Genomic DNA, 14298 nt, shown 5'->3' with positions numbered 1-14298 from the left:
TGACGGGGGGCCCGGCTTATCGGTCGGGCCCCCGCCTGCGGTTTTAACCGAGTATCCAGGGGGTAACATGGAAGACTACGTATTCGATGACGTGCTGGCGGGAAGCACCGTAGCGTGCGCTTTCCCCGGCCTTGGCACGCGGGTGGCGGCGGCCGACGGCCCGCTGCGCGCCCGCGCCCTGTTCTTCCCCGGATGCTCGCTTATCAACTATGCGCTGCCATTGGTGAAGGCGGTCTACGACCTGTTGGCCGGGGCCGGGCGCGTCGAGGGCATCTCGCTTCTGTGCTGCGGGAAGATACTGAGCTTCGAGCCGGACGGGAAGGCCGTGCGCGCAGCGTTCGAGGACCAGCTGTGCGAGCACGTGGCCGCGGCGGGCGTCGAGCGCATCGTGGCCGCCTGCCCGAACTGCGTCGCCGCGCTGCGCGGCGCCCTTGCCGAGGACGAGCGCACGGCCGGCGTGGAAGTGGTGCCGCTGCCGCTCGAGCTGGACGCGCTGGGCTACCGGGTAGATGCCCGAGTGGCGGAGCGCCTGCTGGCCGAAGAGCTGGAGGCGGGTGCGGACTTCTACGAGGCGTGCGCCGAGGGCGCCCGCCCGCCGCTGCGGTTCAGCGTGCACGACTCCTGCCCCGACCGGGCCACGGGCGAGTTCGCCGACGGCCTGCGGGCGCTCATGCCCGCCGAGCTGACGGTGGAGCCCGCGCATGCGCGCCGGAGCTCCCAGTGCTGCGGCTCGCTCGTGCGGGCGGCCGGCCATGCGGACAAGGCGCTCGCGCAGTCGCAGGCGCGCGGGGCCGAGGCCGTCGAAGCCGGCGGCTCCGCCATCGTGGCGGCCTGCGTGAGCTGCTCGTTCCTGCTCTCGGTTTCGCAGTGGCGCGTGCCGGTGTTCCACTATCTGGAGCTGCTGTTCGACTGGCGCATCGACTGGCGTGCCGCCGACGCCTACATGAAGCTGCGCTTCCTGTTCGACGAGCCGGCGGCGGACGGCGGCGAGGCGCGCCCGTTCAAGGGGCTTGCCTCCGAGGCCGGCGACGATGGGGAGGAGGCGCGATGACGGCCGAGGTCAAACCCACGAACTGCCACTACTGCGGCTACTGCTGCGCGTTTCTGGCCACCGTGGAGGACGGGCGCGTGACGGACCTCGTGCCCGACCCGTCGCGCTACCCTTACGACGAGCGCATCCTGGCGGGCTGCCGCCGCTGGCGCATGAACCTAGACGCGTTGGACGGCGCCGACCGCGTGAACCATCCGCTTCGCCGCGTCGGGGAGCGCGGCGGCAACGAGTGGGAGCGCGTGGGCTGGGGCGAAGCGCTCGACGATATCGCGGCGCGCCTGCAGGCGCTTGCCGACGAGCACGGCCCGGAGACGCTTGCGAGCGCCATCGGCGGCCCGCATGCGTCGTTCTGGCCGCTGCACCGCTTCATGAACCTGTTCGGCAGCCCTAACAACATGGGCATCGGGCAGATTTGCTGGAACCCGCGCATCTGGATGGATGCGCTCACGTTCGGTTGGACCGTGGAGGCCGACATCGTGCCGGGGGTGACGGAGTGCCTGTTCATCTGGGGCACGAACCCGGCACAGTCCGACAACTCGGCGTTCTGGCGGTCCATCCTGGCGTTCGCGCGCTCGGATGCGCCGCTCGTGGTCGTCGACCCGCGGCGCACGCAGGCGGCGGCCGTGGCGGATCTCTGGCTGCCCGTGCGGCCGGGCACCGACTGCACGCTGGCGCTGGGCCTTCTGCACGTGATCATCGAGGAGGGCCTGGCGGACCGCGCGTTCGTGGATGCCTGGTGCCACGGGTTCGACGAGCTGGCCGCGCACGTGCGGCCCTACACGCCCGCGCACGTGGCCGCGGTGTGCGGCCTGCCGGAGGACGACATCGTGCGGGCGGCGCGCCTGTTCGGGCGGGCGGGCGCCGCGGCGCTCGTGTCGGGCCGCGGGGTTGACCAGGTGGGCGCGAACGTGGCGCCCACGCACCGCGCCATCTGCTGTTTGCGCGCCGTGACGGGAAACGTGGACAAGCCCGGTTCGTGCGTGCTGGCCGAGGGACCGGACTTCGTGTCGGAGATGGAGCTGGAGATGTCCGACGCGCTTGCGCCCGAGAGGCGCGCGCGCTGCCTGAACACGCCCTTCACGCCGCTGCAGTGCTACGAAGGCTACGACCGCGCCCGCAAGCTCACCGAGAAGCTGGGCCGCACGCTGCCGGAGCGCTACCTGACCTCCGCGCTGCCGCACCTCGTGCTGCGCGCCATGGAGGAGGGCGAGCCGTACCCGGTGCGCGCGCTCATCGTGAACGCCACGAACCCGCTGCTCACCTATGCCGACACGCACCGCGTGTTCGATGCGCTCATGGGCCTGGACTTGCTGGTGGTGCTGGACTACTATATGACGCCCACGGCCATGATCGCCGACTACGTGCTGCCGGCGGCCGGTGCCATCGAGCGCCCCGTGCTGCAGGTGCACGGCGGCGTGGCGAACATGGGCTACGGCGGCCCCGCCGCCGTGGAGCCGTACTACGAGCGAAGGTGCGACTACGACGTGTTCCGCGGCCTTGGCCTGCGCCTGGGCCAGGTTGACGCGTGGCCGGAGGAGACGCTGGCCGACGCGTTCGCGGCGCAGCTCGCGCGCGCGGGCATGGATTGGGACGCGTTCTGCCAGCTGGGCATCTACTGGCAGCCGCCGGCGTACGCCAAGCACGAGCTGCCGGGCCCCGACGGCAAGCCGCAGGGCTTCGCCACCACCACGGGCAAGATAGAGCTGGCGAGCGAGTTCTTGCCGACGCTCGGCGGGCCGCGCCTGCCCGAACCGGCCGCGTCGGCGGAGCCCCTGTGCTCGCCGGAGCTCGTGGAGGACGCCGAGCGCGCGGGCGGCGCGCACCTGCCGATGATCACCGGCTCGCGCAAGCAGCCCTACAACGCGTCGATGTACTTCAACAACCCGGCCTTCCGCCAGAAGTCGCCGCACCCGGTGGCGGAGGTGAGCGAGGCCACGGCCGGGCGGCTGGGCCTGGAACCGGGCGACCGCGTGGAGATCGCCACCGACAAGGGCTCGGCACGCTTTATACTGGAGACCGCGCCCCTGCGCGACGACTTGGTGAACGTGGACTACGGCTGGTGGCATCCCGAGTGGGAGCCGGGCGGCCCCGACCTCGGCGGCATGTGGGAGTCGAACGTGAACTGCCTCACGTCGTGCGAGCCGGGCGAGCCGCTGATCGGCACGTGGTCGTACAACGCCATCGACTGCGTCATCCGGCGGGTTGACGAGCCTTTGAGCTGGGAATGAACCTGCGGGACGGGCGGAGCGGAAGAGGGGGCCATGCAGCACTCCTCGCACACTTCGCGAAAGCTCGTCGCACTGCATGCCCCCCTCTTCCGCTCCGCCCTCGCGGTTGCTGCGAAGGGCGGTGGGCCGGGGGCGGGACGCAGTCGCGTGATCGGTTGAGGTTGGAGGGGGTGCAACCTGCGGGGCCTTCCGTGGTGCGGGGAGGGGCGACGAAGAAGAACTGCCGTGCGCGAGCGCACGAACGAGAGACAACGGATAAGAACGACGAGAAGGAGAATGTTCCTATGGCCGAGAAGAAGCAAGCGCTGCTGCTGTTCAGCAAGCCCCCGGTGCCGGGAATGGTGAAGACGCGCCTGACGACCGAGCACGACGGTTTCCTGAGCCCGGCGCAGGCGGCCGAGTTCTTCAAGCGCAGCCTGTACGACGTGAGCGAGCTCGCCATGCACGCGCTCATGGAGCTGCAGATGGAGAACGACGCGGCTGTGGCGGCCGATCCGAGCGTCGACAAGATCACCTACGACTTCTTCGTGTCCACGACGCCGGCCGAGAACGTGGAGCTGATGAAGGAGACCTACGATGCCATCGGCCCGTGGCCCATGGAGATCCACTACATGACGGACAAGGGCGCCACGTTCGACGACCACTTCGACTACGCGTTCAAGGAGATCTTCGCACGGGGCTACGAGCATATCGTGTCCGTGGGCGGCGACATCCCCACCATGCCGAAGTCGCACATCGTGGCTGCGTTCCAATGGCTCGACTACTTCCAGAGCATCGGCAAGCCCGGCTTCGTGCAGGCGCCGTGCCAGGAATGCGGCACGTCGCTCGTGGGCTTCAGCCACAACACGCCGATGGACCATCAGGGCGTCTACTACAACCTGGACGGCCGCCCGGCGCTCGACGGCTACATGGAGAAGCTGGAGGAGCGCGACGTGCCCTCCGCGTTCCTGTCTCCGGTGGCCGACATCGACGAGAAGACCGACCTCGCGCACGCCATCTCGTGCATGCGCGCCATCAAGCAGGCGGCCGTGTTCCAGACCGACCTGTTCGTGCCCCAGCGCGTGCTGGACTGGGTCGACTACATGGGCATCCAGGTGATCACCCCGCCGAACGACGAGCACGACCCGCGCCAGTACATCGACCAGGAATAGGAGGTTCCGTCGGCCTGTCGGCCGACGGAACAAGTCGATGCTGCGGTCGGCTGCGGCACCCGATCTTCGCACGAACACGTGAGACTCGCGTACCGCAGTACGCTTCGCCTCCGCGATCCTGCGAATCTCGGGCGCCGCAGCCACCCTCGCTGACTTTTACAGACCGTCGAGATCGACGATGATGAGGAAGAAGACGTGATGAGCGAGTACGAATCGAGAGACAACGAGCGCACGCCGCTGCACAAGACCACGGCGCTCTGCCCGGACTGCCTCGCCGAGCTGCCGGCCGACGTGTACGCCGATGCCGAGGGAGTCGTGTGGATGGAGCGCACCTGCCCCGACCACGGGAGGCTGGCCACGCGCATGTGGCCCGACGCCGCGCACTACGAGTGGCTGCGCTCGCTCGCGTTTCCCAAGACGGCGCCGCAGAACACCCTTCCGGCCACGGCGCCATGCCCTCGCGGCTGCGGCACGTGCAGCCGGCACCAGCGGCGCGGGACGCTGCTGGAGATCGAGGTCACGCGCAACTGCAACCTGCATTGCCCCGTGTGCTTCATGAGCGCCGAGACGGGTGAGGGTGACCCCACGCTTGAGGAAATTTCGGATATGTACGACGTCATCGCGAATGCGGTGGGCACCGACGGCGCCGTGCAGATCACGGGCGGCGAGCCCACGTGCCGCAAGGACTTGCCCGAGATCATCCGCATGGGCCGCGAGAAGGGCTTCTGGGGCATCGAGGTCAACACGAACGGCCTGGTCATAGCCGCGCGCGACGGGTATCTGGAAGAGCTCGTGTGGGCGGGGCTCACCGGCGTGTACCTGTCGTTCGACGGCCTCACGGGCGAGGTGTACGAGGGCACGTGCGGGCGCGACATTCTGGACGTGAAGATGCGCGTCATCGAGCGGTGCCGCGAGGTGGGCATCCAGGTGGTGCTGTCCGTGGCCGTGGTGGCGGGCCTGAACGACGGGCAGCTGGGCGACCTCTTGCGCTTCTGCCTGGACAACGCCGACGTGGTGGCAGGCTTGGCCCTGCAGCCAGCGTTCACGTCGGGCCGCTTCGACGCCGAGCGCGCCCTGCCCATGAGCTCGGGCGACGTGATCTTCCAGCTGGCCGAGCAGTCAGACGGGCTCATCGAGCCGCGCGACGTGTGGCCGCTCGGGTGCTCGAACCCGCTGTGCGACACGGGCGTGTTCTTCGTGAAGGGCGAGCCTCCCGCGGGCGTGCCGGCGCATCCGTCCGGGTTCTACCCGGCCACGCGCGCCATGACGATGGAGGAGTACCACGCGGGGTACTCGCCCGACAGCCCGCAGGGCTCGGTGTTCCTGGACATCCTGGACAAGAAGGGCGTCGAGGTGGCGAGCGGGCTCTCCGTGGTCATCATGAACTACATGGACGCGGTGTCCATGGACACGCAGCGCCTGCGCGAGTGCTCCATGATGGTGACGGTGCCCGACGGGCGCGCCATCCCGTTCTGCTCGTACCATCTGACCGATTCCGCCGGGCGGCGCGTGTACCCGCCGTGGTGCAAGGAGGAGCTGCGCTGATGGCCGACTACCGAATTGTGAACGACCCGAACCGGTGCGTGAAGTGCGGGCTGTGCATCGCGTTCTGCCCGTGCGAGGTGCTGGAGGCCGACGAGGAGGGGCATCCCTTCGCGGCGCGCATCGAGGACTGCGTGGGATGCACCACGTGCGCTGGCAACTGCCCGCAGCGGGCGCTCTCCGTGGAGGCCACGGGCGACGCGGTGTACGATCCCTTTGCCGACGAGCCGCGGGCCGAGCCCATCTCGCGCGAGCTGCGCGAGCAGTACGCGGAATGGCAGCGCGTGATCATGGAGAAGCTGGGCCTGCGCTGGCAGCCGGTCGCCGTGAGCCTGATCGACAAGGACGAGCCGCTGCCCGACGTGCCCCTGCCGCCCGAGAACCAGCGGTTCTGCCAGGCCATGATGGCCGCGCGCCGCGGTGCGAGCATCCTCATGCCGCCGCATCGGCACTCGTGCCCGGACGGCACGTCCATCTTCGGCATGACCGGCGTGCCCGAGAAGCTGGCCACCGGCGAGATATACGTGCTGTTCCACAAGGTGGTGAACGCCGAGGCCGCCGCCCGGATGGTGGCCGAGCGCCCCACGCTGCCGCCGAAGAGCCGCCGCGCCACCTACGTGGCGCCGCTGGCGAAGACGGTGCGCAAGCCCGAGGTGGTGGTGGTGACGGGCACGCCCGAGCAGATGATGTGGCTGTGCATGTCCATGAGCTACTACTCGGGCCACCGCTTCGACTTCCACGCGAGCGGGTTCAACTCCATGTGCGTGGAGGCGGTGCTGTACCCCCTGACGGAGCAGGAGCCCAACATCACGTTCGGCTGCTACGGCTGCCGTGCGGCCACCGACGTGGCCGAGGACATGATGTTCATGGGCCTGCCCGTGGACAAGCTGCCCATCGTGGCGCAGGGCCTGACGGAGCTGGCGAAGAAGGCCATCCCGGATTCGCGCATGAAGATCTACGTTCCGCCTATCATGTAGGGAAGGAACTCCTATGACGAACGAGCTGTTCACCATCCGCGATGCGCGGCCGGACGACAAGGCCGTGCTCGACGGCTACGCCAACCTGGAGGGCATGGACGCCATCCCCTCCATCGAGGGCGTGCGCGTGGCCGTGAACGAGGACGACGAGGTGGTAGGGTTCCTTCGCATCGCGCTCGCCGAGGACGGCACGGCGTTCGTGAACCCCGTCATCACCCACGAGACCTGGCGCGGCTTCGGCGTGGGCCGCGCGCTCATGGAAGAGGCTCTTGCGCGCCACGGCGAGCTGCGCCTCGTGTCGCGCGGCGGGAGCCTGCCGTTCTACGAGGCCCTCGGCTACGAGCGCATAGGCTGGGACCTCATCGAGATGTCCCTCGTGGACGACTGCGACCACTGCGAGATGCGCGACGAATGCGGCCCGGTGCCGGTGCGGAAGGTGCTCTAGGCGGGAGGCGGACAACAAGCTTCCCGCCATTTGTCATGCCGAGAGCGCCGAGCTAAAAGTCACATACCTCGGAACCTCTGCCACTTTTCGACCCCCTGCCTGCCAATCTGTGTTTAACAGCGTGCACGCGCGAAGCCTTTTCCTTCTCGCCCCTTTGCAGTTTGTCCCCTTATGGAGAGATATGCGAAGGACAGGTTGTCACGATGGCCGTTGACCGACGCTCTCATAATTGAACCTGGCCGGAAAAAGTTCTACTATGGTCGAACGGCGGGCAATGTGCCCGTTTGCCGGGAAAGGGTCGGCGGCAGGAGTGCGTTCGAAGGGGACAGATGGGCACTTCGACTGAAAAGGAACTGCAAAAAGCCGTCGTTCGGGCAAAGCTGACGCAACCGGCGTTGCCGATCGGGTATGTGGGCAGGGCGGCGCTTCTCAAGAGGCTCGAGCTGCTCGCGCGGCAGAAACTGACGCTGGTCGCTGCGCCGACGGGCTATGGGAAAACCGGATTGATGGTTGAGTTCGCTCGGAAGAAGGCAGAAGAGGGGACCCTCGTCTCCTGGTTGACCGTCGACGAGGAGGATGCCGACTTCGCCCGCTTCTGTCGACATATCGTGGCGGCACTGGCAGGGCTGGGCGCCCAAGTGGCTGCAGAGATTGAACCCCTGGTAGACGAAGAACTCCTGGAGCGCGGTGCAGGGTTGGACGACGGCGTTCTCGTAGCCATGGGCAATGCGCTGTTCGAGGCGCTTCCTCCCGGTTTGCCCTGCTACCTGCTCATCGACGATTACGGCTGCGCCGACCAACAGGGTAGAGACGTGCAGCTGCTGCGTTTCTGCTCACTGACGCCGCCCGACTTCCATGTGGTGCTCGCCTCGTCCGCCTTTTCGTGGGTGCTGCAGACCGATGCCTATCGCTTGGGGTACGGCTGCCTCGGCGTAGAGGACCTGGCTCTGACCATAGACGAGGCGCGGCATCTGGCGAATGCCATGTGCGATGAGCCTCCCTCCGACGAGGCTCTGGGGAAGGCCTGCCGCTTCGTCGAGGGGTGGCCGCAGGGGCTTGTGCTGGCGGCGCGGTCGCTGTCGGGCGCGCGGAGCGCGGACGACGTGCGGCTGGACGGTTCCCTCCTGAACGTGCGGCGCTACTTCCAGGCACAGGTCACGCGCTTGGTGACCGGGGATCTGTTCTCGTTCATGCTGGAGATATCGGTGCTCGAGACGTTCAGCCGCCCCCTCTGCGAGGCGGTCTTCGGCTCCGGTTCGACGCAGGCCCTTCTCGACGAGCTGATACGGCGCAACCTCTTCGTCGTGCCCTGCGACGAAGAGGGAACGTGGTTCCGCTTCAACGCTCTGTTCGCCGACTGGCTGCGCAGCGAGCTCCTGCAGCTGCGGATCGAGGAGATCAGGCAGACATGCGCGCGGGCGAGCGAATGGTTCCACGATTACGGGATGCAGGACGAGGCGGCGAAGTACCTGTTGCTGGCGAGCGATTTCGACTACGTTGCGAACCTGACCGAGGCTACCTGCTCGCTCTCCCGCTCGGACAAGCGGACCCACTACCTTTTGTGGCTCTGTCGCATACCCTCGGCCGAGTTCGCCTCGTCGCCGCTTTTGTGCATGCTCTCGGCATGGTCGTGCATCACGAATGCACGCGTCGCCGATGCGCAGAACTGGATCGCCCGATTCGAGCGCAGCATGCAGGAGCCTGCGCATGCCGGCAGCCTCGATCCGAGCATCGTGGAGTTCTCGTCGAAGTGCCTCAAAATGAAGTGCGTTGCCATGGAGGGAGACGGCCAAGAGGCTCTCGCGCAATGCGATGAGCTGTTGAACAGCGGGTACGAGATCAAGCCATCGCTTATGAGCATGATCTACCAGTCGCTCGGCGAGGCATACGAGCGTATTGGCGACATGGCCCAGGCCCAGGAGATTTACCTGCAAGCCCAGGCAAGCGCAAGCGTGGACGCTACGATGCACCAGCTGCTGTTCAACTCGTTCAACTTCGCCGAGGTGCAGCACTGCTTCGGCGAGCTCGCCGAAGCCCGCGAGAGTTGCGAGAAGCTTCTGCGAACGTGCCCTTCCGATTTCGCGCTCTATGGTGCCATCTGCGCACTGCTGGCGCGCGTGCTGCTTGAGCGCAACGAGAAGGAGCGGGCTTCGGTTTTGGTGGAGCGCTCGCTCAAGCGGACCTCGCATTACCGGCACATCGACATGTACCTTGAGGCCAGGATGGCCCAGGCTGGCCTGCTCGCTGCGAGAGGAAGCCTTTCCGAGGCGTACGAGGTCATCGTCGAGGGCATCCTGCATGGCGAGCAGAAGGACGTCCCGCGAGCCGTGCTGCTGCACGCCTACTTCCAGCAGGCGGAGATAGCGGCACGTCGCCGGAACCTGCGCGACCTGCTTCTCATCGAGCGTAAGTTCGCCGCGCGGGTGCATGAGGGGGATGTGCATTGCCAGCTGCTGCTTGCCCTCGTGCGCGCACTTTCGGCTTGGGAGAAAGGCGACGGTCCGACCGTCCTCGAGACGCTCGAATCGGTCGAGGTGCATGCACGCAAGGGCCGCTACGTTTGCCTGCTAGTGAAAGCCCTTGTGGTGGAAACGGTCGTCTTGCGCGAGATGGGAGAGAGGTCGCGCGCCTGCGCCCAGCTGAACGAGCTCTTGACGCTAGCGTGCCGGCACGGTTTCATGCGCAGCCTCCTCGATGCAGGCGAGCCCCTGCGCGACCTTCTGCGCGACTACTCGACGACGCGCAAGGCGGGTGCATCCGTCCGATCCTACGTGAAGTCGCTTTTGGTGGAATTCGAGCGGGAATTGCCGGAGGCTCCGTCGGGCATAGACGGTCCGGGCGCGTTCGCCAATGACGGGCCCGACCCGCTCACCCCTCGAGAGCTGGAGATCCTCAAGCTCCTGAACATGGGCTTATCGCGCAAAGAGATTTCCGATGCGCTCTGCATCAGCGTCAATACCGCGAAGAAGCACCTTGCGAACATCTACAGCAAGCTGGGGGTGGGCACGCGCGAGGAGGCTTTGAGGGAATATGCGGCGAACCGCTCCGTTGGGAGTGGGGGATCGGGGCCTGCCTCGGTGGCAAGGGAATGAGCTCTGCTCACCCCCGCTTCTCACCCCCGCTCCTTACCCTCTCGTTCGGTCTTGAGAAGGTCATGACCCCTGCTTTCCCCCTGCGTATCCTCTTCAGGTAGAGAGGCCGCCTTAACCGGCGGCGCCGACCCAGAGGAAAGGATACGCCATGTGCTTCAGACCGCCAGCAGCCGTCGAAGGGCCGAAGAACTGCCCGAAATGCGGAGCGGAGGTGCCGGCCGGGGCGGCGAAGTGCCCGAGCTGCGGCGCCGCCTCGCAGGTGCCGGCCGTGCTCGCCCCCGGCGCCCCGGCTGCGCCCAAGGTCCCCGGCGCCCCGGGAGCCCCTACGCCGCCGCCCGTACCGGGCGCCTGAGCAAGGGAGCGCGGGCGGGCGCATCGAACCCCCTGAACGGAGCGCCCGCCCGCACCGCCTTACCCCGCCCCTTACCCCTGGCCGTTACCCCGCGCCTCACCCGTGCGATGCCGCGAGTTCGGGTCATGTAATCAGGCGGGGCCTTCAGTAGAGTGAGGCCATCGTAAGGGAAGGCTTCCGGAAGCGCTCTTCACGACGCCTCGCGTCAACCAGGTAGAGAAGAGAGAGGGGAGAGATCCATGTCCGAGAGCATGATCGGCGTGCCGAACAACCACGTCGACGAGAACGGCATCCGCTGGCGGCGCACCCGCTGCCACATGTGCCATATGAACTGCGGCATCTTCGCCGGGGTGGACACGGCGACCGGCCGGTTGGTGGAGCTTCGGCCCAACGACGACGAGGGCGCGGTGCTGTGCAACCGTCTGGGCGAGCGTGGCCAGCGCGCCATCAAGTTCCACTACCATCCCAAGCGTATCAACCACCCGCTCAAGCGCGTGGGCGAGCGCGGCGAGGACAAGTGGGAGCAGATATCCTATGACCAGGCCGTCAAGGAGATTTCCGAGAAGCTCCAAGAGCTCATCGACAAGCACGGCCCCGAGACGCTCGTGTCGTCAGAGGGCACGTACCGCTCCGACCACCTGTGGGCGCGCAGCCGCTTCACGAACCTGCTGGGCAACCCGGGCAACGTTGTTGACCCTGGCACCATCTGCTGGTGCTGGAACTACTCGCTGAACATGGCGATGGTGGGCTGGCCGGTGGAGTCGATGATGCCGGCTTCGCCCCAGCAATCGAACACGATCGTCAACTGGGGCAAGCGCTGCTCCGAGTCATACGCCCCCGAGGCGCCGCTGTGGCGCGTCATCAAGGGCCGCACGACGGTGAACGAGAACGGTCCTGCCCAGATGATCGTGGTCGACCCGGTGTGCATACCCGAGTCCGGCCAGGCCGACCAGTGGCTGCAGCCCTACCCGAACACCGACTGCATCATCTGCCTTGCGTGGATCAACTACATCGTGGAGCACAAGCTCTACAACGAGGATTTCCTGAAGAACTGGTCCAACGCCGTGTTCCTGTTCCGTACCGACACGAACAAGCTCCTGCGCGCGAGCGACGTGCTCGCAGACGGCAGGGAAGAGGATTTCGCGGTGTGGGACGCCAAGCGCGACGGCGTGCTGGCGTGGTGCTCGGATGAGAACCGCTACTGCACCGACGAAGGCGTCGAGGTGGATGCGCAGCTCAGCGGCACCTATCAAGTGAAGCTGGCCGACGGCAGCGAAGTTGCGTGCATCACGGTGTTCGATGCCATCGTGCAGCGCGTGGCCGAGTACACGCCCGAGCGGGCGTCGAAGGTCTCCGGCGTGCCCAAGCGCAAGATCGAGGAGGCGGCCAAGCTCTACGCCACGAACGGCCCCGCCTGCATCATCTGGGGCCTGGGCGGTGGCGACCAGCACGGCAACAACGCCGCGAGCTTCGGCATTGCCAAGACCATCCTGCGCATCATGACCGGCAACATCGATAACCCCGGCGGCGAGTTCGTGGGCCAGCCGGCCGACCCGAACTCCGTGGGCAAGGAGAAGGACTTCCCGGTGCGCGATGCCGAGATGGAGCTCTCCGAGCTGCAGGACCCCGAGAACCAGGCGAAGTACATCGGCAACGACCGCTTCCGCGTCATGGCGTGGCCCGGCTTCAAGAAAATCGACGCGTGCTACCGCAAGATGTTCGGCCTTCCGCGCCCCATGCTCCATCAGATGCTCTGCTCGCCCTCGCTCGTGCTCGATGCCATCATCGACCAGAAGCCGTACCCCATCACGGCTATGATCGCATGGTCTTCGAACCCGCTGGCATGGATGCCGAACACCAAAAAGGTCTACAAGGCCTTGAAGAGCCTGGAGCTTCTGGTGGTGTGCGAGTACTGGAAGACCCCGACGGCTGCGTTGGCGGACTATATCATGCCCGCGTGCGACTGGATGGAGCGCCCGATGTGCACGACGTCGGAGGACTCCATGGACTTCATCACCGTGGGCGACCGCGGCGTGGAGCCCTACGCCGAGCGCCGCATGGACTACGACTTCTTCCGCGCGCTCGGCTGTGCGATGGGCCAGCAGGAGCAGTGGCCCTGGGAGACCTACGAAGACGTCATCCAGTACCGTATCGACCGCTGCGGTCTCAAGTACGAGGATGTGGTGAACGCGGGCACGTACTTCCCGTACCCCACCGAGTACTACAAGTACGCAAGGCGCCTCGAGAACGGGCAGATCCAGGGCTTTGCCACGCCGTCGCGCAAGGCCGAGGTCTACGCGTCGGTGCTCGAGGAGCTGGGCTATGACCCGCTGCCGGTGTACCGCGAGCCGGAGTCGCCGCTCGGCAACCCCGAGATGGCGAAGGAGTACCCGCTGCGCCTGACCACGGCCGGCCGCATCAGCCCGCTGTACCACTCCGAGATGCGCACGCCGGGCCACGGCACCCGCACGGTGGCGCCGTATCCCATGACGTGGATGCACTTCAACGACGCGCGCGCCCTGCACATCAAGGAAGGCGACTGGATCTGGATCGAGACGCCCATGGGCCGTATTCGCCAGAAGGCGCACCTGGGCTGGGACATCCCCGAGGGCGTGGTGCAGGTGCCGCCCAGCTGGTGGTACCCCGAGCTGCCCGCGGAGGAGCCCTGGTCGCAGGGCGTGTTCGAGGCGGCCGCGAACGTGCTCATCGACGACGACCCGGACAAGGCCGACCAGATGACGGCCACGTGGAACTGCCGCGGCCTCTTGTGCAAGGTGTACCCCTGCATCGATCCGTCCGATGGCGCCGACGACAGCATCCCGGCCGCCCTCTACGACGGCACTCACGGAACCGTGTGGGACAAGGCCGCCGAGAACCTGGGCTTCTGGGAGCTGAAGAAGTAAGAGGGAAGGTTTCCCCGCCGCATTCCGGAGGGAGAAGGACGGAGGCAGATGCTCCCTCCTGGGGCGGGGGGTTTGGGGAAGCACAAGCGCGTTTCGAGGAGGGGCGCCGCGCCACTCCGCATGCTGGAAAGGGGGTCTCGTGGGAGCATATGCGCCGATGGGCTTCTACCGCAACAAGCCGCGCGTGAAGGTCGACGAGGATTACTGCCGAGGGTGCCTGAACTGCGTCTCGGCGTGCCCACAGGAGGGGAAGGTGCTCCGCGCGCGCAAGGTCGACGGGCATGCTCGTGCGAAGGCCGTGCATCCGGAGCTCTGCGTTGGCTGCGGGCGCTGCGTGAACGCATGTCCCACCCACTCCATCAGCATTTACTTTGTTTGACTGCTGAAGCGCCGTTAGGCGCGATAGTTGGAGGACTCGAAAGGGTTTCTTCATCAAATATTCCACTGTCCCTGTTAAGGAGGGGAAAGATGAGAGAGAAAGCTTCCTTTAAGGCCGGCGTCGTCGCGGTCGCCGTGCTGATCGTGGCCGCGACGTTCCTCGTCCCCAACCCGGAGGG

11 protein-coding genes are annotated in these 14298 nt (G+C 66.8%); all 11 read left to right on the top strand.

The features are described 5' to 3' along the window. Positions 1-67: 67 nt before the first annotated feature. Positions 68-1051, top strand: a complete 984-nt coding sequence (locus LB310_RS00055; protein WP_301153912.1) for a heterodisulfide reductase-related iron-sulfur binding cluster — start codon at positions 68-70, stop codon at positions 1049-1051. Continuing rightward, positions 1048-3279, top strand: a complete 2232-nt coding sequence (locus LB310_RS00050) for a molybdopterin-dependent oxidoreductase (RefSeq protein ID WP_301153911.1) — start codon at positions 1048-1050, stop codon at positions 3277-3279. Before LB310_RS00055 ends, LB310_RS00050 begins: the two co-directional genes overlap by 4 nt. 284 nt (positions 3280-3563) lie before the next feature. Continuing rightward, entirely contained in the window at positions 3564-4430 is an 867-nt protein-coding gene (locus LB310_RS00045) for a DUF2064 domain-containing protein (protein WP_301153910.1), read from the top strand. A 198-nt stretch (positions 4431-4628) separates the two neighbouring features. Continuing rightward, positions 4629-5975, top strand: a complete 1347-nt coding sequence (locus tag LB310_RS00040) for a radical SAM protein (protein ID WP_301153909.1) — start codon at positions 4629-4631, stop codon at positions 5973-5975. After that, the gene (locus LB310_RS00035; RefSeq protein WP_087191351.1) at positions 5975-6949 is read left to right on the top strand and encodes a DUF169 domain-containing protein; all 975 of its coding nucleotides are present in this window, start codon (positions 5975-5977) and stop codon (positions 6947-6949) included. The genes LB310_RS00040 and LB310_RS00035 overlap by 1 nt, the downstream gene beginning before the upstream one ends. Before the next feature lie 13 nt (positions 6950-6962). After that, entirely contained in the window at positions 6963-7394 is a 432-nt protein-coding gene (locus LB310_RS00030) for a GNAT family N-acetyltransferase (RefSeq protein WP_301153908.1), read from the top strand. 506 nt (positions 7395-7900) lie between these two features. Further along, positions 7901-10486 (top strand): LuxR C-terminal-related transcriptional regulator, encoded by a 2586-nt coding sequence (locus LB310_RS00025; protein ID WP_301153906.1) that lies wholly within the window; start codon positions 7901-7903, stop codon positions 10484-10486. 148 nt (positions 10487-10634) lie between these two features. Further along, entirely contained in the window at positions 10635-10838 is a 204-nt protein-coding gene (locus tag LB310_RS00020; protein WP_301153905.1) for a zinc-ribbon domain-containing protein, read from the top strand. 239 nt (positions 10839-11077) lie between these two features. Further along, positions 11078-13741, top strand: coding sequence for a molybdopterin-dependent oxidoreductase (locus LB310_RS00015; protein WP_301153903.1), 2664 nt, complete (start codon positions 11078-11080; stop codon positions 13739-13741). A 139-nt stretch (positions 13742-13880) separates the two neighbouring features. Next, entirely contained in the window at positions 13881-14120 is a 240-nt protein-coding gene (locus LB310_RS00010) for a 4Fe-4S binding protein (protein ID WP_301153901.1), read from the top strand. Continuing rightward, the coding region (locus LB310_RS00005; protein ID WP_301153899.1) for a hypothetical protein at positions 14117-14298 on the top strand (182 nt) is incomplete at its 3' end. The genes LB310_RS00010 and LB310_RS00005, both read left to right, overlap by 4 nt.

Source organism: Gordonibacter sp. RACS_AR49, from assembly GCF_030418435.1.
Taxonomy (GTDB): domain Bacteria; phylum Actinomycetota; class Coriobacteriia; order Coriobacteriales; family Eggerthellaceae; genus Gordonibacter; species Gordonibacter urolithinfaciens.
This window is presented reverse-complemented; position numbering and strand designations above follow the sequence as displayed.

Bases quoted from the DNA above. Each gene is read 5' to 3' on its own strand.
- LB310_RS00025 (WP_301153906.1), top strand. From the start codon at position 7,901: ATGGTTGAGTTCGCTCGGAAGAAGGCAGAAGAGGGGACCCTCGTCTCC.
- LB310_RS00045 (WP_301153910.1), top strand. From the start codon at position 3,564: ATGGCCGAGAAGAAGCAAGCGCTGCTGCTGTTCAGCAAGCCCCCGGTG.
- LB310_RS00030 (WP_301153908.1), top strand. From the start codon at position 6,963: ATGACGAACGAGCTGTTCACCATCCGCGATGCGCGGCCGGACGACAAG.
- LB310_RS00040 (WP_301153909.1), top strand. From the start codon at position 4,629: ATGAGCGAGTACGAATCGAGAGACAACGAGCGCACGCCGCTGCACAAG.
- LB310_RS00035 (WP_087191351.1), top strand. From the start codon at position 5,975: ATGGCCGACTACCGAATTGTGAACGACCCGAACCGGTGCGTGAAGTGC.
- LB310_RS00020 (WP_301153905.1), top strand. From the start codon at position 10,635: ATGTGCTTCAGACCGCCAGCAGCCGTCGAAGGGCCGAAGAACTGCCCG.
- LB310_RS00055 (WP_301153912.1), top strand. From the start codon at position 68: ATGGAAGACTACGTATTCGATGACGTGCTGGCGGGAAGCACCGTAGCG.
- LB310_RS00050 (WP_301153911.1), top strand. From the start codon at position 1,048: ATGACGGCCGAGGTCAAACCCACGAACTGCCACTACTGCGGCTACTGC.
- LB310_RS00015 (WP_301153903.1), top strand. From the start codon at position 11,078: ATGTCCGAGAGCATGATCGGCGTGCCGAACAACCACGTCGACGAGAAC.